This window comes from Pseudomonas sp. Ost2, from assembly GCF_018326065.1.
GTDB lineage: Bacteria > Pseudomonadota > Gammaproteobacteria > Pseudomonadales > Pseudomonadaceae > Aquipseudomonas > Aquipseudomonas gingeri.
On the sequence record NZ_AP021904.1, the window covers coordinates 1304404 to 1328168 of the forward strand.

The 23765-nt window shown below is 62.8% G+C and carries 24 protein-coding genes; 14 read left to right on the plus strand and 10 right to left on the minus strand.

Translation table 11 applies throughout. From position 1 onward, the window contains the following. Positions 1-72 precede the first annotated feature (72 nt). The 4 genes from moaC to KI243_RS05730 all read left to right on the plus strand — a co-directional run bounded on the left by moaC (position 73) and on the right by KI243_RS05730 (position 2408). Positions 73-543, plus strand: a complete 471-nt coding sequence (moaC, locus tag KI243_RS05715) for a cyclic pyranopterin monophosphate synthase MoaC (protein WP_017124109.1) — start codon at positions 73-75, stop codon at positions 541-543. Further along, positions 543-788, plus strand: a complete 246-nt coding sequence (locus tag KI243_RS05720) for a MoaD/ThiS family protein (RefSeq protein WP_177085605.1) — start codon at positions 543-545, stop codon at positions 786-788. The genes moaC and KI243_RS05720 overlap by 1 nt, the downstream gene beginning before the upstream one ends. A gap of 1 nt (position 789) precedes the next feature. Continuing rightward, positions 790-1239, plus strand: coding sequence for a molybdopterin synthase catalytic subunit MoaE (gene moaE / locus KI243_RS05725; RefSeq protein ID WP_177108023.1), 450 nt, complete (start codon positions 790-792; stop codon positions 1237-1239). 392 nt (positions 1240-1631) lie between these two features. Continuing rightward, a complete protein-coding gene (locus tag KI243_RS05730; protein ID WP_177108022.1) occupies positions 1632-2408 on the plus strand; it encodes an ABC transporter substrate-binding protein in 777 nt (258 codons plus the stop codon). 127 nt (positions 2409-2535) lie between these two features. Here KI243_RS05730 and KI243_RS05735 read toward each other — a convergent pair whose 3' ends face one another. From KI243_RS05735 to KI243_RS05755, 5 genes are all read right to left on the minus strand, one after another. Further along, the gene (locus tag KI243_RS05735; protein ID WP_177085610.1) at positions 2536-3165 is read right to left on the minus strand and encodes a transcriptional regulator; all 630 of its coding nucleotides are present in this window, start codon (positions 3163-3165) and stop codon (positions 2536-2538) included. A 69-nt stretch (positions 3166-3234) separates the two neighbouring features. Next, positions 3235-4362 carry an FAD-dependent oxidoreductase gene (locus KI243_RS05740; RefSeq protein ID WP_177118939.1) on the minus strand — a complete coding sequence of 376 codons (1128 nt, stop codon included), beginning with the start codon at positions 4360-4362 and terminating at the stop codon, positions 3235-3237. 25 nt (positions 4363-4387) lie between these two features. Further along, entirely contained in the window at positions 4388-5335 is a 948-nt protein-coding gene (locus KI243_RS05745) for an ornithine cyclodeaminase family protein (protein ID WP_212810597.1), read from the minus strand. Positions 5336-5469: 134 nt separating this feature from the next. Beyond that, a complete protein-coding gene (gene rhlB, locus KI243_RS05750; protein WP_177106892.1) occupies positions 5470-6945 on the minus strand; it encodes an ATP-dependent RNA helicase RhlB in 1476 nt (491 codons plus the stop codon). A 75-nt stretch (positions 6946-7020) separates the two neighbouring features. Next, positions 7021-7677, minus strand: coding sequence for an alpha/beta fold hydrolase (locus KI243_RS05755; RefSeq protein ID WP_177085617.1), 657 nt, complete (start codon positions 7675-7677; stop codon positions 7021-7023). Between the two features lie 472 nt (positions 7678-8149). Between KI243_RS05755 and KI243_RS05760 the strand changes: the two genes are divergently transcribed. The 9 genes from KI243_RS05760 to KI243_RS05800 all read left to right on the plus strand — a co-directional run bounded on the left by KI243_RS05760 (position 8150) and on the right by KI243_RS05800 (position 16705). Next, positions 8150-9181, plus strand: coding sequence for an amino acid ABC transporter substrate-binding protein (locus KI243_RS05760; protein ID WP_017124100.1), 1032 nt, complete (start codon positions 8150-8152; stop codon positions 9179-9181). Between the two features lie 66 nt (positions 9182-9247). After that, the gene (locus KI243_RS05765) at positions 9248-10429 is read left to right on the plus strand and encodes an amino acid ABC transporter permease (RefSeq protein WP_177118937.1); all 1182 of its coding nucleotides are present in this window, start codon (positions 9248-9250) and stop codon (positions 10427-10429) included. A gap of 10 nt (positions 10430-10439) precedes the next feature. Then, positions 10440-11534, plus strand: a complete 1095-nt coding sequence (locus KI243_RS05770; protein WP_177085621.1) for an amino acid ABC transporter permease — start codon at positions 10440-10442, stop codon at positions 11532-11534. 28 nt (positions 11535-11562) lie between these two features. Next, positions 11563-12327: an amino acid ABC transporter ATP-binding protein gene (locus KI243_RS05775; RefSeq protein ID WP_010444394.1), complete on the plus strand. Its 765-nt coding sequence runs from the start codon at positions 11563-11565 to the stop codon at positions 12325-12327. A gap of 381 nt (positions 12328-12708) precedes the next feature. After that, the gene (locus KI243_RS05780; protein ID WP_017124097.1) at positions 12709-13368 is read left to right on the plus strand and encodes a FadR/GntR family transcriptional regulator; all 660 of its coding nucleotides are present in this window, start codon (positions 12709-12711) and stop codon (positions 13366-13368) included. Beyond that, positions 13358-14671, plus strand: coding sequence for a CynX/NimT family MFS transporter (locus tag KI243_RS05785; protein ID WP_017124096.1), 1314 nt, complete (start codon positions 13358-13360; stop codon positions 14669-14671). Before KI243_RS05780 ends, KI243_RS05785 begins: the two co-directional genes overlap by 11 nt. Positions 14672-14773: 102 nt before the next feature. Then, positions 14774-15244, plus strand: a complete 471-nt coding sequence (locus KI243_RS05790; protein WP_017124095.1) for a nuclear transport factor 2 family protein — start codon at positions 14774-14776, stop codon at positions 15242-15244. 46 nt (positions 15245-15290) lie between these two features. Beyond that, positions 15291-15620, plus strand: coding sequence for a GIY-YIG nuclease family protein (locus KI243_RS05795; RefSeq protein WP_017124094.1), 330 nt, complete (start codon positions 15291-15293; stop codon positions 15618-15620). Positions 15621-15763: 143 nt separating this feature from the next. Further along, positions 15764-16705: a glutathione S-transferase family protein gene (locus KI243_RS05800; protein WP_212810598.1), complete on the plus strand. Its 942-nt coding sequence runs from the start codon at positions 15764-15766 to the stop codon at positions 16703-16705. A gap of 118 nt (positions 16706-16823) precedes the next feature. Here the strand turns inward: KI243_RS05800 and KI243_RS05805 are convergent, their stop codons facing one another. Together KI243_RS05805 and yejK are read right to left on the minus strand one after the other, a co-directional pair. Further along, positions 16824-17174, minus strand: coding sequence for a glutaredoxin family protein (locus KI243_RS05805; protein WP_177106888.1), 351 nt, complete (start codon positions 17172-17174; stop codon positions 16824-16826). Positions 17175-17177: 3 nt separating this feature from the next. Then, entirely contained in the window at positions 17178-18185 is a 1008-nt protein-coding gene (gene yejK, locus KI243_RS05810) for a nucleoid-associated protein YejK (protein WP_017124091.1), read from the minus strand. A gap of 396 nt (positions 18186-18581) precedes the next feature. Between yejK and KI243_RS05815 the strand changes: the two genes are divergently transcribed. Next, complete coding sequence (locus tag KI243_RS05815) at positions 18582-18863, plus strand: HU family DNA-binding protein (RefSeq protein ID WP_005785131.1); 282 nt, start codon at positions 18582-18584, stop codon at positions 18861-18863. Positions 18864-18925: 62 nt separating this feature from the next. On the opposite strand, the gene rlmF is transcribed toward KI243_RS05815, so the two are convergent. The 3 genes from rlmF to KI243_RS05830 all read right to left on the minus strand — a co-directional run bounded on the left by rlmF (position 18926) and on the right by KI243_RS05830 (position 23760). After that, positions 18926-19954: a 23S rRNA (adenine(1618)-N(6))-methyltransferase RlmF gene (rlmF, locus tag KI243_RS05820; RefSeq protein ID WP_177116400.1), complete on the minus strand. Its 1029-nt coding sequence runs from the start codon at positions 19952-19954 to the stop codon at positions 18926-18928. 292 nt (positions 19955-20246) lie between these two features. Next, positions 20247-23093 carry a valine--tRNA ligase gene (locus tag KI243_RS05825; RefSeq protein ID WP_177085629.1) on the minus strand — a complete coding sequence of 949 codons (2847 nt, stop codon included), beginning with the start codon at positions 23091-23093 and terminating at the stop codon, positions 20247-20249. Between the two features lie 241 nt (positions 23094-23334). After that, positions 23335-23760 carry a DNA polymerase III subunit chi gene (locus KI243_RS05830; RefSeq protein ID WP_212810599.1) on the minus strand — a complete coding sequence of 142 codons (426 nt, stop codon included), beginning with the start codon at positions 23758-23760 and terminating at the stop codon, positions 23335-23337. Positions 23761-23765: the final 5 nt, after the last annotated feature.

Here is a 23765-nt window from a genome sequence, read left to right on the forward strand (position 1 = left end):
TCAGGTCTTGCGGGGCGTGCGTAAAGCTGACCCGCAGGTTTACAATCGACGCTCCTGATCAGGAGTATCGCTGTGCTGACTCATCTCGATTCCCAAGGTCGCGCCAATATGGTCGACGTCACCGACAAGGCCGTGACCTTCCGCGAGGCGGTGGCCGAAGCGCGGGTGCGCATGTTGCCCGAGACCCTGCAAATGATTGTCAGCGGCGGTCACCCGAAAGGGGATGTGTTCGCCGTGGCGCGAATTGCCGGTATCCAGGCCGCGAAGAAAACCTCCGAGCTGATTCCCCTCTGCCATCCGCTGATGCTCACCAGCGTCAAGGTCGAGTTGAGCGCCGAGGGCAGCGACGCGGTGCGGATCGTCGCCCGCTGCAAGCTGTCCGGCCAGACCGGGGTGGAAATGGAAGCGCTGACCGCGGCCAGTGTGGCGGCGCTGACGATCTACGACATGTGCAAGGCGGTGGATCGCGGCATGATCATCGAGAATGTACGCCTGCTGGAGAAGCTGGGCGGCAAGAGCGGTCACTATCAGGTGGATGCGTGATGACGTTCGATGTGCAGTTTTTTGCCCGTTACCGGGAGGTGCTCGGGGTCGACGCCGAACAGGTTGAAGGTGACTTCACCGATATCGGGCAGTTGCGCCAGCATCTGTTGCAGCGGGGCGGGGCCTGGGCGGTGCTGGCCGAACAGAGCCTGATGTGCGCGCGCAACCAGGAGTTGTGCTCCTTGGACGAGCCCCTGGCCGAGGGTGATGAAGTGGCGTTTTTCCCTACCGTGACCGGAGGCTGACATGGTGGTTCGCGTCCAGGCCGGGGCCTTCGATCCCGGTGTTGAGGTCAATGCGTTGCACGCGGCCAATGTCGGTGTCGGCGCGGTGGTCGCTTTTGTTGGCTATGTCCGCGACTTCAACGATGGGCGGGATGTGGCGGGGATGTTCCTCGAACATTACCCGGGCATGACCGAGAAGGCCCTGGAAAAGATCGTCGACGAGGCCGCGCAGCGCTGGCCGTTGCTCAGGCTGGAGGTGTTGCACCGGGTCGGCGCCCTGGAACCGGGCGAGCCGATCGTGTTTGTCGGCGTGGCCAGTGCCCATCGTCAGGCGGCCTTCGACGCCTGCAATTTCGTCATGGATTACCTCAAGACCCGCGCGCCGTTCTGGAAGAAGGAAAATACCGCCGAAGGCCCGCGCTGGGTCGAGGGGCGGGACAGCGACCAGGCGGCGGCCGAACGCTGGAAGTAGCATTTGCAATAGCCGCTTACCCAATCGTTCCCATGCTCCGCGTTCGCTTCGGCTCTGTGACGCGGAGCGTCACGGGCTGCGTTCCCACGCGGAGCGTGGGAACGATCAAATGCTCCGCGTTCGCTTCGGGTCTGTGACGCGGAGCGTCACGGCTGCATTCCCACGCGGAGCGTGGGAACGATCAACGCAGGGCGCGGGCTGGCCGGACCGCCGCGAAGGCACCTGTGAAATCACTGCGAACCTCTCCTTCCCGCCCCCTCGGGCAGGCTGTATTTGCTCGTTGACGTTGTGTACATAAAAGTCCAGTATGGATTTATAAGTACAAAATAGAGTTGTCCTCTTCTGTCCACTGCCGTGCCACAACACCTCCAATAACAAGCGGGAGCCCCAGCATGAAGAAGTTCACCCGGATCTGTGCCGTCACCCTGAGCCTGCTCGCCAGTGCCAGCCCGTTCGCCGCCGAGAAGACCTTGCGCATCGGCATCGAGGCAGCCTATCCGCCGTTTGCCTTCAAGACCTCGGAGGGCAAGATCAGCGGCTTCGACTACGACATCGGCAATGCCTTGTGCGCGCAGATGCAGGTCAAGTGCGAATGGATCGAAGGCGAGTTCGACGGACTGATTCCGTCGCTGAAGGTCAAGAAGATCGACGCGGCGCTGTCGTCGATGACCATTACCGACGAACGCAAGAAGTCGGTGGATTTCACCCACAAGTACTACTTCACTTCATCGCGGCTGGTGATGAAGGAGGGCGCGGTGGTGGACGACCAGTACGCCAGCCTCAAGGGCAAGACCATCGGCGTGCAGCGCGCGACCACCACCGACCGCTACGCCACCGAGGTCTTCGAGCCACGGGGGATCAAGGTGGTGCGCTACAGCAACAACGAAGAGATCTACATGGACCTGGCTTCGGGCCGCCTGGATGGCATCTTTGCCGACACCATTCCGTTGAGCGACTTCCTGGCGATGCCACGGGGCGCCGGTTATGGGTTTGTCGGGCCCGAACTGAAGGATCCCAAGTATGTCGGCGAAGGCGCCGGGATCGCCGTGCGCAAGGGCAACAGCGAGTTGTTGGGCCAGTTGAACAAGGCCATCGAGGGTATCCGTGCCAGTGGCGAGTACCAGAAGATCGAGGGCAAGTATTTCAAGTCGGATATCTACGGCGACTGAGTGTCAAAACACCGCGTTCCCTGTAGGAGCCTGGCTTGCCAGCGAAGCTTCTGGCGGCCCCGAGGGCCTCTTCGCCGGCAAGCCGGGCTCCTGCAGGTGGGGTGTTCCTGTCAGGATCCGGTTGTGCTCAGACCTCTGCCTTCAATTCCTTCAGGTGCTTGTACACCGTCGCCCGTCCCATGTTCAGCACGTTCGCCACATAGTTGGCCGCGCTCTTGCCCTTGAAGGCACCTTCGGCGTGCAGCGCCAGCACCAGCTCGCGCTTGTGGTCGCGGGTCAGCAGGTTGAGCCCCAGTTGTCGGTGGCGCAGCCAGCTGTGCAGGAAGGTGTTGATCCGCTCCTGCCAGTCGTCGCGAAACAGTGCGTCGGGCTGCGGCACCAGTTTGCTGGGTGAGAGAAACAGGTCCAGCGCGGCCTTGGCGCTTTCGAACAGGGAAATATTCAGGTTGATGCACAGCACCGCCAGCGGGGTGCCCTGGCTGTCGCGCAGGACCGTGCTGACACTGCGAATCTTCTGGCCGTCCCAGTTGAGCTTTTCATAGGGGCCGATATTGCGCTCGCTGACTTCCTCGTCAAGCATGTCTTCCAGGGCCGCGTCGTCGCCGATCTCGCGTTTGGAGATGTTGTTGGCGATGTAGTCGACCTTTTGGGTGCGCAGGTCATGCAGCACCACTTCCGCGTGGGGAAAGAACAAGGTGGCAATGGCGTCGGCAATCGCCCGGAAATTATCCAGGGCGGGATCCTGTCGGGGTGTCATGGTCATTCTCCAGGCTGCGTCAGCGCCCCGGTAAGGGCGCTGGCAGTGTGCCGTAATCGCCGGCGGTCGTCATCCCAGGCGGGCAGGCGAGAGCATCGCGGCCGTCAGGCCGAAGTGTTGCAGATGTTCGGGCAGGGCCTGGCCACGCACCAGGGCGGCACTGGCCTGGCCCATGGCGGGGGAGGTCTGGATGCCATAACCGCCTTGCGCCGCGACCCAGAACAGGCCCGCGACCGCCGAATCAAAACCGGCCACCAGGTTGCCATCGCTGACAAAGCTGCGCAGACCGGCCCAGGTGCGGGTCGGACGGCGAATGCTCAGGGTGGTGGCTTCCTCGATCTGGTAGATGCCCATGGCAATGTCCAGCTCCTCGGGCTGCACGTCGTGGGGTTCGACCGGGTCGGCGTTGGCCGGCGAACCGAGGAACATGCCGGCATCCGGTTTCATGTAGAACGACTCATCGAGGCTGACCAGCATCGGCCAGTGGTGGCTGTCCAGGCCCTCCGGGGGCGCGAAGATAAAGGCGGCCCGCCGTTTCGGCTGCAGGCCCAGTGCGGCGGCGCCGGCCAGTTGAGCGATCCGGTCGGCCCAGGCGCCGGCGGCGTTGATGATCACCGGGGCGCTGAAGGTCTGTCCGTTGGTCCGCACCTGCCAGAGGCCGTCGGCATCGCGCTCCAGTCCGAGGACTTCGCAGTCGGTATGGATTGCCCCGTGCCGGCGGCGAATGCCGCGCAGGTAGCCCTGGTGCAGGGCGTCGGTGTCGATATCGCAGGCACTGGGGTCATAGAGGGCGCCGTGGACCTTGTCCCGACGCAGGATCGGCAGGCGGGCGCAGGCTTCGTCGGCGCTGAGCTTCTGCACTTCGGGCACGCTGGCCTTGGCGCTCAGGTACTGCGACTGCAATTCATCCGGGTCGCCGGTGAAGTCCACGGTCATCTCGCCACGGGGCGTGAGCAGCGGGTGTTCGGCGAAGCCGGCGGGTGGATGGTCGAAAAAGTCCCGGCTGGCGAGGGTCAGGGCGCGCACCTGGGCGGTGCCGTAGGCGGCGCTGTAGAGGGCGGCCGAACGTCCGGTGGAATGGTAGGCCGGGTGCGACTCGCGTTCGAGCACGATGACCCGGCCGTGTTCGGCCAGCCAGAAGCCGGTGGAGGCGCCGGCAATGCCGCCGCCGATGATGATGAAGTCTGCCTGGTGCATTCAAGGCCTCCGGGAAAAGGTGTGATCAGCGGGCGTCGTGCAGATGATAGAGCGCATTGGCCAGTGCGATATCTTCCAGGCCGAGGCCGATGGAGCGGAAGAACACGTGTTGTGCATACTGCGGGCGTGGAACCTGACCACTGAGCAATTCGGCCAGGTCGCCGCGAATGCTCTCGACCTGCCAGTCGTGCTGCGTGCTGGCGATCAGCATTTCTCCCGCCGAGGCAGGCGTGGTCTGGCGGTAGTCGCAGTAGACCTGCATCTCGCCCAGGCAGTGCGGCGGGACTTCATGGGCGCGTGGCGCGTTGGTACTGATGGAGGTGATCAGTGCCGGCTTGCCCAGGGCGCGCGGGTCGATGACCGGCGTGGCGGAGGAGGTGCAGAGCATGATGACATCGGCGTCATCCAGGGCCGCGTCGAGGCTGTCGGCGATTTCCAGGCTGGCTTCGATGCCGTGCAGGCGCCCCCGGGTCTCGGCAGCGAGGTTGGGTGAATACAGGCGGATGCCTTGCCATTCGCGCAGGTTCCTAGTGTAGCGCAGGTGCGCCTGGGCCACCGGGCCACTGCCGATGATCGCCAGGCGGCTGGCGGTCGGTGGCGCCAGGGCATCCACGGCCACGGCGGTGGTTGCCGCGGTGCGCGCGGTGGTCAGTTCGCCGGCGTCGCAAAGCAGCAGTGGCTGGCCGCTGTCCATGGACATCAGCAGGGTCCAGGCCGTGACCAGCGGGCCTTGTTCGCGCACGATGTAGGGTGAGGTCTTGACGCCATAGACGCGCTCCTCGGCCAGCACCCCCAGGTAGTTGATGAAGTCGCCGTCGCCTTGTGGGAACCCGACCAGTTGCTGGGCGGGCTGCACCGCCTGCCCGGCCGCGAGGTCCCGAAACAGTTTGCGCATGATCTGCGGCACGTCGAGTTGCTGCAGCAACTGATGAGCCTGCGGCTGGGCAATCACATAAGGTGTGGGGCTGGACATGCGAGGGGCTCCCTTGGCTTCTTGTTAAACTATTTTGTCCATTATGGACTTTTAGTTTAATTCGGCAATCGGCGAGCGAAAAAAAACGCCGCCCTGGAAAAGGCGGCGTTCTTGCGTGGCGCTGGCGGCGTGCGTCAAGGACGCTGGCGGACCACCGGGCGCAACAGTTCGGTCGGCGGGGTTTCGCAACTGATCTTGCGTCCCAGCAAGGCTTCGATCGAGGGCAACTGGTAGGAGTCGTCTTCCCCGGCGAAGCTGATGGACACGCCATCGGCCCCGGCACGACCGGTGCGGCCGATGCGGTGCACGTAGTCGTCCGGCACTTCCGGCAGGGTGAAGTTGATCACGTGGCTGATGCCGTCGATATGGATCCCGCGACCGGCGACGTCGGTGGCGACGAGGACGCGGATCTTGCCTTCGCGGAAACCTTCCAGGGTCTTGATGCGCTTGTGCTGCGGTACGTCGCCCGACAGTTGGGCGGCATTGACGCCGTCACGCACCAGGCGTTCCTCGATCCGGCGTACTTCGTCCTTGCGGTTGGCGAAGACCATGACCCGTTCCCAACCGTTGTCGGTGACCAGGTTGTACAGCAGCTTGTACTTGTCGGCACCGGCCACGGCATAGATATGCTGTTCGACGTTCTGGCTGGCGACGTTCTGCGATTCGATCTCGACGATCGCCGGGTCGGTGGTCCACTGCTTGGCGAGGTTCATCACGTCTTCGGTGAAGGTCGCGGAGAACAGCAGGGTCTGGCGTTCGCTTTTCGGCGGGGTCTGGCGAATGATCTGGCGGACCTGGGGGATGAAGCCCATGTCGAGCATGCGGTCGGCTTCGTCCAGCACCATCACCTCGACCATGTCCAGGTGCACTTCGCCGCGCTGGTTGAAGTCCAGCAGGCGGCCCGGGGTGGCGACGAGGATGTCGCAATGGCGGGCCTCGAGGTGCTTGAGCTGCTTGTCGAAGTCCATGCCACCGACGAATTGCATGACGTTGAGGCCGGTGTACTTGGTCAGGTCGGCGGCGTCCTTGGCGATCTGTACCACCAGCTCGCGGGTCGGCGCGATGATCAGTGCCCGCGGCTCGCCCATGTAGCGCTCTTTCGGCGGCGGGGTCTGCAGCAGCTGGGTGATGATCGAGATCAGGAACGCGGCGGTCTTGCCGGTACCGGTCTGGGCACGCCCGATGGCGTCCTTGCCGGCCAGGGTGTAGCCGAGCACCTGCGCCTGGATCGGCGTGCAATAGGGAAAGCCCAGGTCCTGGATGGCGTGCATCAGTTCCGGCGACAGCTTGAAGTCGTGGAAGCGGGTCTTGCCTTCCTGCGGCTCGACGACGAAGTCTTCGAGTTTCCACGGCAAGGGCTTGGGTTTCGGCGCTCGTTCACGGCGCGGTTGTTCGGTCCTGGGCTTTTCGCTGCGCGGCTTTTCGGCCTGCTCTGGCGCAACGGAAGGGGTTACCGGCTGGGCTTTCGGTTTGGCGGCAGGCTCGGCGCGCCCCGACGGTTGGCCGGCGGTGCGGCTGTCTGGGCTGGGGGTGGGAGCGCTGGGACCTGGTGCGAGCTGCTCAGCCTCGCTTTTACCGAATATTTTTTTGAGTGCTTTGAGCACGGTCATCTCATCAATTGGTTAAGGAATGTACGCCGGCCAGTGTAATGCAAGAATCGGGCGCGGCGTAGTGCGTTACGGCGATCAGCGCAAACGATCGGCCAGCCAGGTCCCGATGTCGTTGATTTCCTCAGGTAACACTTCGTGCCCCATTGGGTATTCCTGCCATGTCACGGTGACATCAAGGCGCTTCAGGTGCTCGTAGGCCGTGCGACCCATGGCGTTCTGCACCACCTCGTCGTAATGGCCGTGCAGGCAGTACACCGGAATCCGCTGCTGGCTGGCCGAAAGCTGCAGGCTGTCGCTGAAGGTCGGGGCGTAGGTCGACAGGGCGAGCACGCCACCCAGGGCGCCTTGCCATCTCAGGAAAGCGGTATGCAGGACCACGGCGCCGCCCTGGGAGAAGCCGGCCAGGAAGATCCGCGCCGGGTCGATCCCCGCGGCCCGCTGGGCTTCGATCAATTCGATGACGGTGGCGGCCGAGGCTTCGAGCTCTTCGTGGCTGATGGAGCGGGCCGGGCTCATGGCCAGGATGTCGTACCAGCTGGGCATCGCGTAGCCGCCGTTGATCGTCACCGCGCGGGTCGGCGCCTGGGGCAGCACGAAGCGGGTGGTCAGCAGGCGTTCCTGCAGGGCCTCGGCCACGGGCAGGAAGTCATAGCGGTCCGCGCCCAGGCCGTGAAGCCAGATAACACAGGCGTCGGCGGGCTTGGCGGGGTGAATGATCAGGGGATCGGTCATGTCTGCTCCATTGGTGTGCGTGCGCTCCGATTGAGTGCGTTATTGCGGTGCACGGATGGTTGATCTATTAATAATATGTCGCAACTTTGAAAGTTTTTCGGTTGACCAATGGCTGAATCGCTTTAGCCACCACTATGGTACGGGCTTTGCTATGGGAGATTCGAGTGTGTGCTTTCTCCCCTGGCGGTAACACTATCAGGCTAACGCCAGCTGTGGGATAGCACGAATCCGGGTAACGGATTCAGATTGACGTTCGCCAATGGCCGGGAAGGCTTCGCGAACACACAGGGCGCAAGCCCACTCGGCCGATTGGTGAGCAATGAGTGCCCCTCGGGGGATTTTCCCCCACTAGACTCATGGCTCAAGTTCTTTGCCGCTTGACCCAAAAATAAGCCAACGCGGGTCAACAGCGCCTCATAAGGGTGCGGCAGGACTCTAGCTCCGACACAACAAGAGCAAACTGGAGGTTTGAATGAAGATGTTGAAATCCACCCTGGCAGTCGTGACTGCTGCAGCCGTTCTCGGTGTCAGCGGTTTCGCGCAAGCGGGCGCTACCCTCGATGCCGTACAGAAGAAGGGTTTCGTACAGTGCGGTGTGAGTGACGGTTTGCCAGGTTTCTCGGTGCCTGATGCCACCGGCAAGATCCTCGGTATCGATGCTGACGTCTGCCGTGCCGTTGCCGCCGCCGTATTCGGCGACGCGACCAAGGTCAAGTTCAGCCAGTTGAACGCCAAGGAGCGTTTCACCGCGCTGCAGTCCGGCGAAATCGACATCCTGTCGCGTAACACCACCATGACCAGTTCCCGTGACGCGGGCATGGGCCTGAAATTCCCTGGCTTCATCACTTACTACGACGGCGTGGGCTTCCTGGCCAACAACAAGCTGGGCGTGAAAAGTGCCAAGGAACTGGACGGCGCGACCATCTGTATTCAAGCCGGTACCACCACCGAGCTGAACGTTTCCGACTACTTCCGCGCCAACGGCCTGAAGTACACCCCGATCACCTTCGACACCTCCGACGAAAGCGCCAAGTCGCTGGAATCCGGTCGTTGCGACGTACTGACCTCCGACAAGTCCCAGCTGTTCGCCCAGCGCAGCAAGCTGGCTTCGCCGAAGGACTACGTGGTTCTGCCGGAAACCATTTCCAAGGAACCTCTGGGCCCGGTCGTGCGTAACGGCGACGACGAGTGGCTGGCCATCGTTCGTTGGGTCGGCTACGCGCTGCTCAACACCGAAGAAGCCGGTATCACTTCGAAGAACGTCGAAGCTGAAGCCAAGTCCACCAAGAACCCGGACGTTGCCCGTCTGCTGGGTGGCGACGGTGAATACGGCAAGGACCTGAAACTGCGCAAGGACTGGGTCGTCCAGATCGTCAAGCAGGTTGGTAACTACGGCGAAATCTTCGAGAAGAACCTCGGCAAGAGCACCCCGCTGGAAATCGACCGCGGCCTGAACGCTCTGTGGAACAACGGCGGCATTCAATACGCACCACCGGTGCGCTGATTGACCTATCGCCCGGCGGGCCAACCGCCGGGCGATGTTTCTGTTCCGTTTTTTCTGGGGCACTACATGCAAAATCAAGTCGGCGCACCAAAGCAGAGGCTCACCCTCAGCGATCCGCGAGTGCGCGCGTGGGTATTTCAGATCATCACGGTTGTCGCGGTGATCGCCTTGGGCTGGTACCTGTTTCACAACACCCAGACCAATCTGCAACACCGGGGTATCACTTCCGGTTTCGGTTTTCTCGAGCGTAGTGCCGGTTTCGGTATTGCTCAACACCTGATCGACTACACCGAGGCGGACAGCTATTCGCGCGTCTTCGTCATTGGTCTGCTCAACACCCTGCTGGTGACCTTTATCGGCGTGATCCTGGCGACCCTGCTGGGCTTCATCATCGGTGTCGCGCGGCTGTCGTCGAACTGGATCATCAACAAGCTGGCCACGGTGTACGTGGAGATATTCCGCAACATCCCGCCTCTGCTGCAGATCCTGTTCTGGTATTTCGCGGTGTTCCTGACCATGCCGGGGCCGCGCAACAGCCATAACTTCGGCGATACCTTCTTCGTCAGCAGCCGTGGCCTGAACATGCCGGCGGCCCAGGCCTCCGAAGGTTTCTGGCCGTTCGTGATCAGCGTGGTGCTGGCCATCGTCGCGATCGTGTTCATGTCCCGCTGGGCGACCAAGCGCTTCGAAGAAACCGGCGTGCCGTTCCACAAGTTCTGGGCCGGCCTGGCGCTGTTCATCGTGATCCCGGCGCTCTGCGCGCTGGTCTTCGGTGCTCCGCTGCACTGGGAAATGCCCAAGCTGCAAGGCTTCAACTTCGTCGGCGGCTGGGTGCTGATCCCTGAACTGCTGGCACTGACCCTGGCCCTGACGGTGTACACCGCGGCGTTCATCGCCGAGATCGTGCGTTCCGGGATCAAGTCGGTCAGCCATGGCCAGACCGAGGCGGCACGCTCCCTGGGCCTGCGCAACGGTCCGACCCTGCGCAAGGTGATCATTCCGCAGGCCCTGCGCGTGATCATTCCACCGCTGACCAGCCAATACCTGAACCTGGCGAAGAACTCGTCCCTGGCCGCCGGTATCGGTTATCCGGAAATGGTCTCGCTGTTTGCCGGTACGGTGCTGAACCAGACCGGGCAGGCCATCGAAGTCATTGCCATCACCATGAGCGTGTACCTGGCGATCAGTATCAGCATTTCCCTGCTGATGAACTGGTACAACAAGCGCATTGCGCTGATCGAGCGGTGAGGAAACGCCCATGAGTTCCCATACTTTCAAACCCGACATGCCACCGCCGGCCAAGGTCTTCGGCCCGATGGCGTGGATACGGGCAAACATGTTCTCCAGCTGGATCAACACGCTGCTGACCCTGTTCGCCTTCTACCTGATCTACCTGGTGGTGCCGCCGATCCTGCATTGGGCGATCCTGGACGCCAACTGGGTCGGTACCACCCGTGCCGACTGCACCAAGGACGGCGCCTGCTGGGTGTTCATCCAGCAGCGTTTCGGCCAGTTCATGTACGGCTACTACCCGCAGGAACTGCGCTGGCGCGTGGATTCGACCGTGTGGCTGGCGATCATCGGTGCCGCCCCGTTGTTCATCTCGCGCTTCCCGCGCAAGGCGATCTACGGCCTGAGCTTCCTGGTGGTGTTCCCGATCGTCGCCTATTTCCTGCTGCACGGCGGTTTCGGCCTGGAAAACGTGGCGACCAGCCAATGGGGCGGCCTGATGCTGACCCTGGTGATCGCCACCGTCGGTATCGCCGGCGCCTTGCCGCTGGGGATCCTGCTGGCACTCGGGCGTCGCTCGAACCTGCCAGCGATCCGGGTGATCTGCGTGACCTTCATCGAGTTCTGGCGCGGCGTGCCGTTGATCACCGTGCTGTTCATGTCCTCGGTGATGCTGCCGTTGTTCCTGCCCGAAGGCATGAACTTCGACAAGCTGCTGCGGGCCTTGATCGGCGTGATCCTGTTCCAGTCGGCCTATGTGGCCGAGGTGGTCCGGGGCGGGCTGCAGGCGATTCCGAAAGGCCAATACGAGGCCGCGGCCGCGATGGGCCTGGGCTACTGGCGCAGCATGGGCCTGGTGATCCTGCCGCAAGCCCTGAAGCTGGTGATTCCCGGCATCGTCAACACGCTGATCGCGCTGTTCAAGGACACCAGCCTGGTGATCATCATCGGCCTGTTCGACCTGCTTAACAGCGTCAAACAAGCCGCCGCCGACCCGAAATGGCTGGGCATGGCCACCGAAGGCTACGTGTTCGCCGCCCTGGTGTTCTGGATTTTCTGTTTTGGTATGTCCCGCTATTCCATGCATTTGGAACGCAAGCTGGACACAGGCCACAAGCGCTGAGGCGCTACCTAATTTAGGAAGTTCTGTTATGAGTGAAGCGATCAAACAGCCTGTGAGTCCTGAAGGCATTATTCAGATGCAGGGCGTGAACAAGTGGTACGGCCAGTTCCACGTGCTCAAGGACATCAACCTGAACGTCAAGCAGGGCGAGCGTATCGTCCTGTGCGGTCCGTCCGGTTCGGGCAAGTCCACCACCATCCGCTGCCTCAACCGTCTGGAAGAGCACCAGCAGGGCCGCATCGTGGTCGATGGCGTGGAGCTGACCAACGACCTCAAGCAGATCGAAGCGATCCGCCGTGAAGTCGGCATGGTGTTCCAGCACTTCAACCTGTTCCCGCACCTGACCATCCTGCAGAACTGCACCCTGGCACCGATGTGGGTGCGCAAGATGCCCAAGCGCAAGGCGGAAGAGATCGCCATGCACTACCTGGAGCGCGTGCGTATCCCGGAGCAGGCCCACAAGTTCCCGGGTCAGCTGTCCGGTGGTCAGCAGCAGCGTGTGGCGATTGCCCGTGCCCTGTGCATGAAACCGAAGATCATGCTGTTCGACGAGCCGACCTCGGCTCTCGACCCGGAAATGGTCAAGGAAGTACTCGACACCATGATCGGCCTGGCCGAAGACGGCATGACCATGCTCTGCGTGACCCACGAAATGGGCTTCGCCCGCACCGTGGCCAATCGCGTGATCTTCATGGACAAGGGGGAAATCGTCGAACAGGCGGCGCCGAACGACTTCTTCGACAATCCGCAGAACGAGCGGACCAAGTTGTTCCTGAGCCAGATCCTGCATTGATCGACAGGCGCTGAATGAAAAGCCCGGACCTGGTCCGTGATGCTGTTCACTTAAGCATTTGAGTCCAATCCGGGGTTTCTAGAAAATCCGATACCAGTCCCCTGGTATCGGATTTTTTATGCCCATTCGGCAGCAATGGCTCGACCTCGGCGACATCTTCAACTTCTCTGAGCTGAGTACCTTGCCTCGTTATCGCTGGCAAGCCAGCTCCTACAGGGTTTGAGGCTGGGCGATAGTCCGTGGTGAGCCCCCATCCTGTGGGAGCGGGCTTGCCCGCGAAAGCGGCGGTGCGGCTGGCATCACTCGCCCTTGAGCTCAGCCGTTGATCTGGGATAGGCTATCCGTAAATTCATCCTATGATTGGATGTTAAGGTGGCTTCGATGTCTTCCAGTATTCCCCTGATCAAGCGTTCCCTGGTCGACCAGGCCCTGGAGCAGTTGCGCGAGCGCATCACCCTCGGCACCTGGGCCGTGGGCGAGCGTTTGCCGACCGAGCCGGAGCTGGCTGCCGAACTGGGTATCAGCCGCAATACCATGCGCGAGGCCATGCGCGTGCTGGCGTTTTCCGGCTTGATCGAGATTCGCCAGGGTGACGGCAGCTACCTGCGGGCGACCACCGATCCGTTGGCGACCATGCAGGCGCTGTCGCGGTGTTCCCTGGATCAGGCCCGCGAGACGCGGCACAGTTTTGAAGTCGAAGCCGTTGGCCTGGCGGCCCTGCGCCGGACCGACGAGGATCTCAAAGGCCTGCGCGAGGCCCTGGCGACCAGCGGCGATCACTACCACGGCGACCTCGACAGCTATATCACCTGCGACCTGGTGTTTCACCAGCGCCTGATCGACGCCGCGCACAACCCGATGCTCAGCGAGCTGTATCGCTACTTTTCCAGCGTGATTGCCGGTGCTCTGCACCAGACGCTGGATATCACGCCACGTCGTCAGTCGGTGTTCGATCTGCATATCGCCCTGCTGGAGGCGGTCGAGCAGCGCGACCCGGAACGCGCCAAGGCCCTGTGCCGGACCTTGATCAATGAACCTTGAATCCGAGAGCCTCATGCCCCGTTCTGCTTCAACTACCTCGACATCCACGCCAGCCCAGTCGTCCGAGCTCGACAGGTTGCTGATCGACGCCGAAGCCGATGACGCCATCGTCCAGCAGGAGCAACCGCTGCTGCGCCGTCCCTGGTTGTTGCTGCTGGGGCTGGTACTGGTGGCCCTGAACCTGCGCCCGGCGTTGTCGAGCATGGCGCCGATGCTCAGCGAGGTGTCCCGCAGCCTCGGCCTGTCGGCGGCCAAGGCCGGCTTGCTGACCACTTTGCCCGTGCTCTGCCTGGGGTTGTTTGCCCCCCTGGCGCCGTTGCTGGCGCGGCGTTTTGGCAGTGAGCGGGTGGTGCTGGGAATCCTGCTGACCCTGGCGGGTGGCCTGATCGTGCGCAGTTCTTTTGGCGAGTTCGGCCTGTTTGCCGGCAGCATCATGGCGGGCGCGAGTATCGGCGTCATCGGCGTGCTGTTGCCGGGAATCGTCAAGCGTGACTTTCCCAGGCAGGCGGGGACCATGACCGGGGTCTACACCATGGCCCTGTGCCTGGGCGCCGCGATGGCGGCAGGGGCGACGGTGCCGCTGAGCCAGCACCTGGGTAACAGTTGGTCGCTGGGCCTGGGCTTCTGGGTGATCCCGGCGCTGGTGGCGGCGTTGCTGTGGCTGCCACAGGTCGGCAACAAGCACGGTGCCCATCAGGCGGCGTACCGCGTGCGCGGCCTGTTGCGCGATCCGCTGGCCTGGCAGGTGACCCTGTACATGGGGCTGCAATCGTCCCTGGCCTACATTGTCTTCGGCTGGTTGCCTTCGGTGCTGATCGGCCGCGGCCTGACGGCGACCCAGGCGGGGATCGTGCTGTCCGGTTCGATCCTCGTGCAACTGGCCAGTTCACTGGCCGCGCCCTGGCTGGCTACCCGTGGCAAGGACCAGCGGCTGGCGATCCTGGTGGTCATGCTGCTGACCCTGGGCGGCCTGTTCGGTTGCCTGTATGCACCGCTCGACGGGCTCTGGGGCTGGGCGATCCTGCTGGGACTGGGGCAGGGCGGCACTTTCAGCCTGGCGCTGACCCTGATCGTGCTGCGTTCGCGCGATGCCCATGTGGCAGCGAACCTGTCGAGCATGGCCCAGGGCATCGGCTACACCCTGGCTTCCATGGGGCCGTTCGCGGTCGGCCTGGTGCATGACCTCACCGGCGACTGGCAGGCCCTGGGCTGGATCTTCGGCGTGATCGGTCTTGGCGCCATTGTCGCGGGGCTGGGCGCCGGTCGGGCGCGCTATGTGCAGGTCAACAGCGAAAAACTCTGAAGCACCTCGCACTGCGGGTATTCGGCCGGCGAATGCCGATGGTCAGGCGGGCATTTGCGGACTATCGTGCAGGCAATCTTTTGATCTGCACGGAGCCTGCCCATGAGTGATGCCCACAGCGCGTTGATTACCGAGTTCTACAAGGCTTTCCAGCGACTGGATGCCGAGGCGATGAGCGCCTGCTACACCGAGGACGTGCTGTTCAGTGATCCGGCCTTCGGCGAACTGCGCGGCCGTGACGCCGGTGATATGTGGCGCATGCTGACGACCCGGGCCAAGGACTTCAGCCTGGTCTTCGACAATGTTCGCGCCGATGAGCGCACCGGGGGCGCCCACTGGGTGGCGACGTACCTGTTCAGCCAGACCGGCAATATCGTGGTCAACGATATCCAGGCCCGCTTCGTGTTCCGCGATGGCAAGATCTGCGAGCACCACGATCATTTCGACCTGTGGCGCTGGGCCCGCCAGGCCCTGGGCACCAAAGGCCTGCTGCTGGGCTGGACGCCGCTGGTGAAAAACGCCGTGCGTGCCCAGGCGCTCAAGGGCTTGAAGGCATTCCAGGCGAACCGCTGAGGTCTGCTAAGATTCCGGCCCCGTTGCCGCCAAGTCCCTTTGCCCCGTGAACACTCACCAAGCGCCGATTGCCGCCACTGAACCTGCCACACCGGCGGCCAAGCCCTGGTTCGTCTATCTGGTCCGGGCTGCCAACGGCTCGCTGTATTGCGGCATCAGCGACGATCCGCAACGGCGTTTTGCCTCGCACCAGAGCGGCAAGGGCGCGCGTTTCTTCCATTCGAGCCCGGCGGTGGCGCTGGTGTATATCGAGGCGTGCGGCGACAAGGGAGAGGCCCTGCGCCAGGAGCGCCTGATCAAGAAATTGCGCAAGAGCGCCAAGGAAAACCTGGCGGCGGGTTTCAGCCTGGAAGATTTTTCGGTCGGCCGAAAATGACAAGGGGCGCCTTTCGGTGCCCCATCACGAACAGGCTGGCGTGTCATTGATATCGCTGATAAGGCGACATCAGGCCATCCGGGTAGGCTGACCCCGATTTGCAGGCTAAGCTGCGGGCTCCTACCTGTCCGGCGGACTCCAGCATGCCTGAGTTGATTCTTCACCATTACGCAACTTCGCCCTTTGCCGAAAAGGCCCGGTTGTTGCTGGGGTTCAAGGGGTTGTCCTGGCGTTCGGTGACGATCCCGCCGGTAATGCCCAAGCCCGACCTGACGGCCTTGACCGGCGGTTATCGCAAGACGCCGGTATTGCAGGTGGGCGCGGATATCTATTGCGACACCGCCTTGATCGCCCGTCGCCTCGAACAGGAAAAAACCTCGCCGACCCTGTTCCCCGAAGGACGGGAAATGGTCGCGGCGACCTTCGCCGCCTGGGCCGATTCGGTGGTGTTCAAGCATGCCGTGAGCCTGGTGTTCCAGCCGGAATCGGCGGCGGTGCGCTTTGCCCGGCTTTCCCCGGAGCAGCTCAAGGGCTTCATGATCGATCGCGCCGGCCTGTTCAGCGGTGGCTCGGCCACTCGGGTATCCCTGGAAGAGGCCCGGCACCAGTGGCCGACCTTCATGGCGCGCCTGGAACAGCAGTTGCAGCGTGAAGAGGGCGACTTCCTGTTTGGCCAGCCCTCCATCGCCGATATCGCGATGGCCCATCCGCTGTGGTTCCTCAAGGCCACGCCGGTCACTTCACCGCTGGTGGACGAATACCCGGCCGTATCGGCCTGGCTCGCCCGGGTCCTGGGGTTCGGGCATGGCGCCGCGAATGTCATGAGCGCCGAGGAGGCGTTGCAGGTCGCGCGCGAGGCCACGCCGGCCGATCTTCCCGATGAAGTCTTCAACGACCCGAATGGTTTCAAGGCCGGCCAGCGGGTGGTGATCGCGGCGACGGATTATGGTGTTGATCCGGTGGCCGGCGAGTTGCTGTTTGCGGGTAGCGAGGAACTGATCCTGCGACGCGCGGATGAACGCGCGGGCGTGGTGCATGTGCACTTTCCGCGGCTCGGCTTCAGGATTGAAGCGCTAAGGGATTGAAAGCACCGTCCCCCTGTAGGAGCCGGCTTGCCGGCGATGGCGGCCGCAAGATCGATGCGAGAGTCATTGGCCTCATCGCCGGCAAGCCGGCTCCTACAATGGGAATGCGTCCGGCTGGCTATTGCAGGGCGGCGATGATCGCCTCTGGCTGATATCCGCGGATCAGGGTGCCGTTGACATCCAGTATCGGAATACCCCCGCCACCCAGGGCTTCATAGGCCTTGCGCGCCTCGGCGTTCTTCTCGATATCGAACTCCCTGTAGGGAATGCCCTTCTGGTCGAGAAAACGCCGGGTCAGCTTGCAGTAGCCGCACCAGTCGGTGGCATAGAGAGTCACCCGGGCCTTGGCCTGGGTCTGTTCGGAGACCACCGAACCGGGCTTGAACACCCGCTCGATCTTGCCCCAGTTCTGATAGGCCACGACCACCAGCAGGATCAGCAGGAATTTCTTCAACATGCCATTGAGCACGGTTCAGTCCTTGCGGCGCTTGAGCTGATCGGTGAGCTGGGTCGGCAGGCCCTTGATGATCAGGGTCCCGGCTTCCTCGTCATATTCGATCTTCGAGCCCAGCAGGTGCGCTTCGAAGCTGATGGACAGCCCTTCGGCCCGACCGGTGAAGCGGCGGAACTGGTTCAGGGTGCGTTTGTCGGCGGGGATTTCCGGCGACAGGCCATAGTCCTTGTTGCGGATATGTTCGTAGAACGCCCGTGGGCGGTCTTCGTCGATCAACCCGGACAGCTCTTCCAGGCCCATGGGTTCGCCCATCTTGGCCTGGCTGCTGGCGTAGTCCACCAGGGTCTTGGTTTTCTCGCGGGCATCGTCTTCGGGCAGGTCCTCGCTTTCGACGAAGTCACTGAAGGCCTTGAGCAGGGTACGGGTCTCACCCGGGCCGTCGACCCCTTCCTGGCAGCCGATGAAGTCGCGGAAGTACTCCGAGACCTTCTTGCCGTTCTTGCCCTTGATAAAGGAAATGTACTGCTTGGACTGCTTGTTGTTCTGCCACTCGGAGATGTTGATGCGTGCGGCCAGGTGCAACTGGGCCAGGTCCAGGTGCCGGGACGGGGTGACGTCCAGCTCGGCATTCACCGCCACGCCCTCGCTGTGGTGCAGCAGGGCGATGGCCAGGTAATCGGTCATGCCTTGCTGGTAGTGGGCGAACAGGACGTGGCCGCCGACCGAGAGGTTGGACTCTTCCATCAGCTTCTGCAGGTGTTCCACGGCCACGCGGCTGAACGCGGTAAAATCCTTGCCGCCGTCCAGGTACTCTTTCAGCCAGCCGCTGAAAGGATGCGCGCCGGACTCGGCGTGGAAAAAGCCCCAGGCCTTGCCCTGCTTGGCGTTATAGCTTTCATTGAGGTCGGCCAGCATGTGCTCGATGGCCTGGGACTCGCTCAGTTCCGAATCGCGGGCGTGGAGTACGGCTGGCGTGCCATCGGGTTTCTTGTCGATCAGGTGGACGATACAGTGACGGATCGGCATGGGTTTCTCGGCTGATTGTCAGGGGGAAGAGCGGCTCCCCGGAAAAGCTGCCAGTGTACCGTAGACGCGGACCGAATCAGCGTTTGCGGGGCCAAACTTGGCCGATCGGCGGTTTCTGGCAGTTTTTTTTCGAAAACGAGCGCAAAAGCTGACCAAATGGCTAGGTAGAGGCGGATATTTCCCCGTCTCTGTGCTAGTTTTGCCCCCGTCTTGCGCACAGTAAGGGCGCAAAGCGTGCATTCAGCAGGTGTCAGGTCGAACCAAACCCCGTTTTTGCTATCTACATCCGCGATCCGTCGTGGTTTATCAGCGGGGTGTCAGGTCCACAAGACTTGGCTCGACGGCTGACACTGCACTCTGCAATCCAAATGAATTTGATAGGGAAGGAACATCTCAATGGCTTTGACTAAAGACCAACTGATCGCCGACATCGCTGAAGCTATCGACGCGCCGAAAACCACCGCTCGCGCTGCCTTGGACCAACTGGGCCAGATCGTTGCCGACCAACTGGAAAACGGCGGCGAAATCACCCTGCCAGGTATCGGCAAGCTGAAAGTGACCGAGCGTCCTGCCCGTACTGGCCGCAACCCATCGACTGGCGCTGCCATCGAAATCGCTGCCAAGAAAGTTATCAAGCTCGTTGTGGCCAAAGGCCTGACTGACGCTGTTAACAAGTAAGACGCAGTGCGACCGTGCCTCGGAGCGATCCGGGCACGGTTTTTTTTCGCCTGGTGAAAGCCTCAGGCGCGGGCCGCGCTCCAGTGCCGTTGCGCCCAGGCCTGTTGCTGGGCCTGGCTGTGGAACGTCCAGGCGACGAAACGGCTCTGCTTCTGGCCCTGGGACATCTCCACCACCTTGCTCTCCAGGGCGCCGGCTTTTTTCAGGGCCGCTTCGATGGCTGGCAGGTTCGATGCCTTCGACACCAGGGTGCTGAACCACAGCACCTGGCTCGCCAGTGGCGGGCTTTCGCTGATCAGCTGGGTCACGAAGCGCACTTCGCCCCCCTCACACCATAATTCCGCCGCCTGACCGCCGAAATTCAGGACGGGCAGCTTGCGCTTGGGGTCGGCCTTGCCGAGGGCGCGCCATTTGCGCCGGCTGCCGCTTTGGGCTTCATCCAGGGACGCATGGAACGGCGGATTGCACAGGGTCAGGTCAAAATGCTCGGTGTTGTCCAGCAGGCCGCTGAGGATGTGCTTCGGGTTGTCTTGCTGGCGCAGGGTGATGGCCTTGTTCAGGCCGTTGGCCTGGACGATGGCCTTGGCCGCGGCCAGGGCGGTCTTGTCGATATCCGAGCCGAGAAACTGCCAGCGATAGTCGCCATGGCCGATCAACGGATAGATGCAGTTGGCGCCGACGCCGATATCCAGCACGCGCACGGCCGCGCCACGGGGAATGTTGCCCTGGTTGCTTTCGGCCAGCAGGTCGGCGAGAAAGTGCACGTAGTCGGCCCGCCCCGGCACTGGCGGACAGAGGAAGTCGGCCGGAATGTCCCAGTGCTGGATACCGTAGAAGGCCTTGAGCAGCGCCCGGTTGAACACGCGCACCGCGGCTGGGTCGGCGAAGTCGATGCTTTCCTTGCCATAGGGGTTGAGGATCACGAACTGGCCCAGTTCGGGGCAGCCCTTGATCAGTTGCGGGAAGTCATAGCGGCCCTGGTGACGGTTGCGTGGGTGCAGGCTGGCTTTCTCGCGAGGCTCGACGCTCTTGGCCGGGGTGGCGGGCTTGGGCTTCTTGCGCGGGGCTTTGGGTTTGCTCGGGGCGTTCATGGCGGGATCGATTCGGGTAGGGCTTGGAATGACGGGCATTGTCCCATATTCCCCGACGCTGGCGCGCAGGGCATTGTGGCGGACACGCTCCAGTGCCGATCTTCTGCCTTGAGCGCGACATGACCCGCTAGGCCCCGGCTTGCCGGCGATGGCGTCCGATCAGGCGGCGCCAGGCCCGCGGGCCTTATCGCCAGCAAGCCGGCTCCTGCGAGGTTTCGGGGCGCTTGTGAGGATGCGCCGGGCATGAAAAAGGGAGACCCGAGGGCCTCCCTTTTTCAGTCAGGCGTCACGCTTACAGGCTGGCGATCCGTGCATGCTGCTCGGCCAGCTTGCCCAGGGCCTGTTCGGCCTCGGCCAGCTTGGCGCGCTCTTTCTCGATGACTTCGGCTGGGGCCTTGTCGACGAACGCGGCATTGGACAGCTTGCCGCCGACCCGTTGCACTTCACCTTGCAGGCGCTGGATTTCCTTGTCCAGGCGCGCCAGTTCGGCGCCCTTGTCGATCAGTCCGGCCATCGGCACCAGCACTTCCATCTCGCCCACCAGGGCGGTGGCGGACAGCGGTGCCTCGTCGCCGGCAGCCAGCACGGTGATCGATTCGAGTTTCGCGAGCTTTTTCAGCAACTGCTCGTTCTCGCTCAGGCGACGCTGATCCTGCTCGTTGACGTTCTTCAGGAACAACGCCAATGGCTTGCCCGGGCCGATATTCATCTCGGCGCGGATGTTGCGCACGCCGAGCATCAGGCCCTTGAGCCATTCGATATCGTCTTCGGCAACCGCGTCGATCCGCGCTTCGTTCGCCACCGGCCATGGTTGCAGCATGATGGTCTTGCCTTGCGCCCCGACCAGCGGCGCCAGGCGCTGCCAGATTTCCTCGGTGATGAACGGCATGAACGGATGCGCCAGGCGCAGGGCCACTTCCAGCACGCGCACCAGGGTGCGTCGGGTGCCGCGATGGCGTTCGATCGGTGCGTTCTCGTCCCACAGGACCGGCTTGGACAGTTCCAGGTACCAGTCGCAGTACTGGTTCCAGATGAACTCGTAGAGGGCCTGGGCCGCGAGATCGAAGCGGAACTGGTCGAGCTGGCGGGTCACTTCGGCTTCGGTGCGCTGCAACTGCGAGATGATCCAGCGATCAGCCAGGGACAGCTCGTAGGCTTCGCCGTTCTGGCCGCAGTCTTCGCCCTTGTCCAGCACATAACGCGCGGCGTTCCAGATCTTGTTGCAGAAGTTGCGATAGCCTTCGACGCGGCCCATGTCGAACTTGATGTCGCGACCGGTGGAAGCCAGCGAGCAGAAGGTGAAGCGCAGGGCGTCGGTGCCGTAGCTGGCGATACCTTCGGCGAATTCGGCGCGGGTCTGCTTCTCGATGGCCTTCTGCAATTTGGGCTGCATCAGGCCGGTGGTGCGTTTCTGCACCAGGGCTTCGAGCTCGATACCGTCGATGATGTCCAGCGGATCGAGGACGTTGCCCTTGGACTTGGACATCTTCTGACCCTGGCCATCACGTACCAGGCCGTGGACATAGACAGTCTTGAACGGGACCTGCGGGGTGCCGTCCTCGTTCTTCACCAGGTGCATGGTCAGCATGATCATCCGGGCGACCCAGAAGAAAATGATGTCGAAACCGGTTACCAGCACATCGGTGGGGTGGAAGGTCTTGAGGAAGTCGGTCTGCTCCGGCCAGCCCAGGGTGGAGAAGGTCCAAAGGCCCGAACTGAACCAGGTGTCGAGGACGTCGTTGTCCTGTTGCAGGGCAACGTCCGGACCGAGGTTGTGCTTGGCCCGTACTTCGGCTTCGTCGCGACCGACATAGACCTTGCCCGACTCGTCGTACCAGGCCGGAATGCGGTGGCCCCACCACAGCTGGCGGCTGATGCACCAGTCCTGGATATCGCGCATCCAGGAGAAGTACATGTTTTCGTACTGCTTGGGCACGAAGGCGATGCGACCGTCTTCCACGGCGGCAATGGCCGGTTCGGCCAGCGGCTTGGTCGACACGTACCACTGGTCGGTCAGCCACGGCTCGATGATGGTGCCCGAACGGTCGCCCTTCGGCACTTTCAGGGCATGGTCATCGACGCTGACCAGCAGGCCCGCGGCATCGAAATCGGCAACGATCTGCTTGCGCGCCTCGAAACGGTCGAGGCCGGCGTATTGCGCCGGGATCTTGCCGTCGATGCTGTCGTTCAGCGTGCCGTCGAGGTTGAACACCTGGCAGGCCGGCAGGACGGCGGCGTTCTTGTCGAAGATGTTCAGCAGCGGCAGGTTGTGGCGCTTGCCGACTTCATAGTCGTTGAAGTCGTGGGCCGGGGTGATCTTCACGCAGCCGGTGCCGAATTCGGGATCGCAATAATCGTCGGCGATGATCGGAATGCGGCGGCCGACCAGCGGCAGCTCGACGAATTTGCCGATCAGGGCCTTGTAGCGTTCGTCTTCCGGGTTGACCGCGACGGCGGCATCGCCAAGCATGGTTTCCGGACGAGTGGTCGCGACGATCAGGTAGTCCAGGCCTTCGGCGGTCTTGGCGCCATCAGCCAGCGGGTAGCGCAGGTTCCACAGGAAACCCTTTTCGTCGTGGTTTTCCACTTCGAGGTCGGAAATCGCCGTGTGCAGCTTGGTGTCCCAGTTGACCAGGCGCTTGCCGCGGTAGATCAGGCCGTCTTCGTGCAGGCGCACGAAGGCTTCCTTGACCGCTTCGGAAAGGCCGTCGTCCATGGTGAAGCGCTCGCGGCTCCAGTCCACGGACGAGCCCAGGCGGCGGATCTGGCGGCTGATATTGCCACCGGATTGGTCCTTCCACTCCCACACCTTTTCGAGAAACTTCTCGCGTCCCAGGTCATGCCGGTTCTGGCCCTGGGCTTCGAGCTGGCGCTCCACCAGCATCTGGGTGGCGATCCCCGCGTGGTCGGTGCCCGGCTGCCACAGGGTATTGCGACCCTGCATGCGGCGGAAACGGATCAGGGCATCCATGATCGCGTTGTTGAAGCCGTGGCCCATGTGCAGGCTGCCGGTGACGTTCGGCGGCGGGATCATGATGGTGTACGAGTCGCCCGCGCCTTGCGGGGCGAAGTAGTTCTCGGACTCCCAGGTCTGGTACCAGGAAGTTTCAATGGCGTGCGGCTGGTAGGTCTTATCCATGCGCGGCGGGACCCTTAGGCGTTAATTCAGGAAAGCCGACAAGTATAACGGGGATATGGCGCGGGGCGTAGAGCGAGGTGAGGGCCCAGGGGACAAATATGCCCGCTGGCGCGGTATTTTGCGTTGAAACGCGCTCCTCTGTGGGAGCCGGCTTGCCGGCGATGAGGCCCGTCAGCCCGGCATCGCTCTTATGGACGCCATCGCCGGCAAGCCGGCTCCCACAAGGGGGGGGGGCGTCGTGTCAGGAAGGATACTGGCTCAGCAGGCGCTCCATCCGGGCATCCAGGCGGCGCTTGATCTCGGTTTCGATATGCGGGGCGAAGTCGTCGATCACGTCCTGCATGATCAGTTGCGCGGCGGCGCGCAATTCGCTGTCCAGGTGCAGCAGGGCGTCCTGGTTGCCGGGCCTGGGCGGTTCCGGCTTCGCTTCGGCGATCGGTGCCGGCGCGGGTGCCGGTTCGGCCGCGACTGGCGGCGCGACCTCGGGGACTGGCTCGACCTCGGCCTTTTTACCCACCATGTCGAACAGCAGGGGAATCTGCCCTTCGCTGGCGACGGTTTCGGTCAGCAGCGGTGGCTGCAGGGTGTCGTCGCCGAGCAACTTGCGGATCGATTCCAGCTCATCGAGCAGGGGGGCAGCTTTTTGTGGTTGTTTTGGAGTGTCCATCGGGG

What these genes read in the sequence shown, in the direction of transcription:
- KI243_RS05720 (WP_177085605.1), top strand. Translation starts at nt 543, where the DNA reads ATGACGTTCGATGTGCAGTTTTTTGCCCGTTACCGGGAGGTGCTCGGG.
- KI243_RS05755 (WP_177085617.1), bottom strand. Translation starts at nt 7,677, where the DNA reads ATGACCGATCCCCTGATCATTCACCCCGCCAAGCCCGCCGACGCCTGT.
- KI243_RS05815 (WP_005785131.1), top strand. Translation starts at nt 18,582, where the DNA reads ATGGCTTTGACTAAAGACCAACTGATCGCCGACATCGCTGAAGCTATC.
- KI243_RS05800 (WP_212810598.1), top strand. Translation starts at nt 15,764, where the DNA reads ATGCCTGAGTTGATTCTTCACCATTACGCAACTTCGCCCTTTGCCGAA.
- rhlB (WP_177106892.1), bottom strand. Translation starts at nt 6,945, where the DNA reads ATGACCGTGCTCAAAGCACTCAAAAAAATATTCGGTAAAAGCGAGGCT.
- KI243_RS05790 (WP_017124095.1), top strand. Translation starts at nt 14,774, where the DNA reads ATGAGTGATGCCCACAGCGCGTTGATTACCGAGTTCTACAAGGCTTTC.
- KI243_RS05735 (WP_177085610.1), bottom strand. Translation starts at nt 3,165, where the DNA reads ATGACACCCCGACAGGATCCCGCCCTGGATAATTTCCGGGCGATTGCC.
- KI243_RS05760 (WP_017124100.1), top strand. Translation starts at nt 8,150, where the DNA reads ATGAAGATGTTGAAATCCACCCTGGCAGTCGTGACTGCTGCAGCCGTT.
- KI243_RS05740 (WP_177118939.1), bottom strand. Translation starts at nt 4,362, where the DNA reads ATGCACCAGGCAGACTTCATCATCATCGGCGGCGGCATTGCCGGCGCC.
- KI243_RS05825 (WP_177085629.1), bottom strand. Translation starts at nt 23,093, where the DNA reads ATGGATAAGACCTACCAGCCGCACGCCATTGAAACTTCCTGGTACCAG.
- KI243_RS05780 (WP_017124097.1), top strand. Translation starts at nt 12,709, where the DNA reads ATGTCTTCCAGTATTCCCCTGATCAAGCGTTCCCTGGTCGACCAGGCC.
- KI243_RS05830 (WP_212810599.1), bottom strand. Translation starts at nt 23,760, where the DNA reads ATGGACACTCCAAAACAACCACAAAAAGCTGCCCCCCTGCTCGATGAG.
- KI243_RS05785 (WP_017124096.1), top strand. Translation starts at nt 13,358, where the DNA reads ATGAACCTTGAATCCGAGAGCCTCATGCCCCGTTCTGCTTCAACTACC.
- moaE (WP_177108023.1), top strand. Translation starts at nt 790, where the DNA reads ATGGTGGTTCGCGTCCAGGCCGGGGCCTTCGATCCCGGTGTTGAGGTC.
- KI243_RS05745 (WP_212810597.1), bottom strand. Translation starts at nt 5,335, where the DNA reads ATGTCCAGCCCCACACCTTATGTGATTGCCCAGCCGCAGGCTCATCAG.
- KI243_RS05730 (WP_177108022.1), top strand. Translation starts at nt 1,632, where the DNA reads ATGAAGAAGTTCACCCGGATCTGTGCCGTCACCCTGAGCCTGCTCGCC.
- KI243_RS05775 (WP_010444394.1), top strand. Translation starts at nt 11,563, where the DNA reads ATGAGTGAAGCGATCAAACAGCCTGTGAGTCCTGAAGGCATTATTCAG.
- yejK (WP_017124091.1), bottom strand. Translation starts at nt 18,185, where the DNA reads ATGCCGATCCGTCACTGTATCGTCCACCTGATCGACAAGAAACCCGAT.
- KI243_RS05770 (WP_177085621.1), top strand. Translation starts at nt 10,440, where the DNA reads ATGAGTTCCCATACTTTCAAACCCGACATGCCACCGCCGGCCAAGGTC.
- KI243_RS05765 (WP_177118937.1), top strand. Translation starts at nt 9,248, where the DNA reads ATGCAAAATCAAGTCGGCGCACCAAAGCAGAGGCTCACCCTCAGCGAT.
- rlmF (WP_177116400.1), bottom strand. Translation starts at nt 19,954, where the DNA reads ATGAACGCCCCGAGCAAACCCAAAGCCCCGCGCAAGAAGCCCAAGCCC.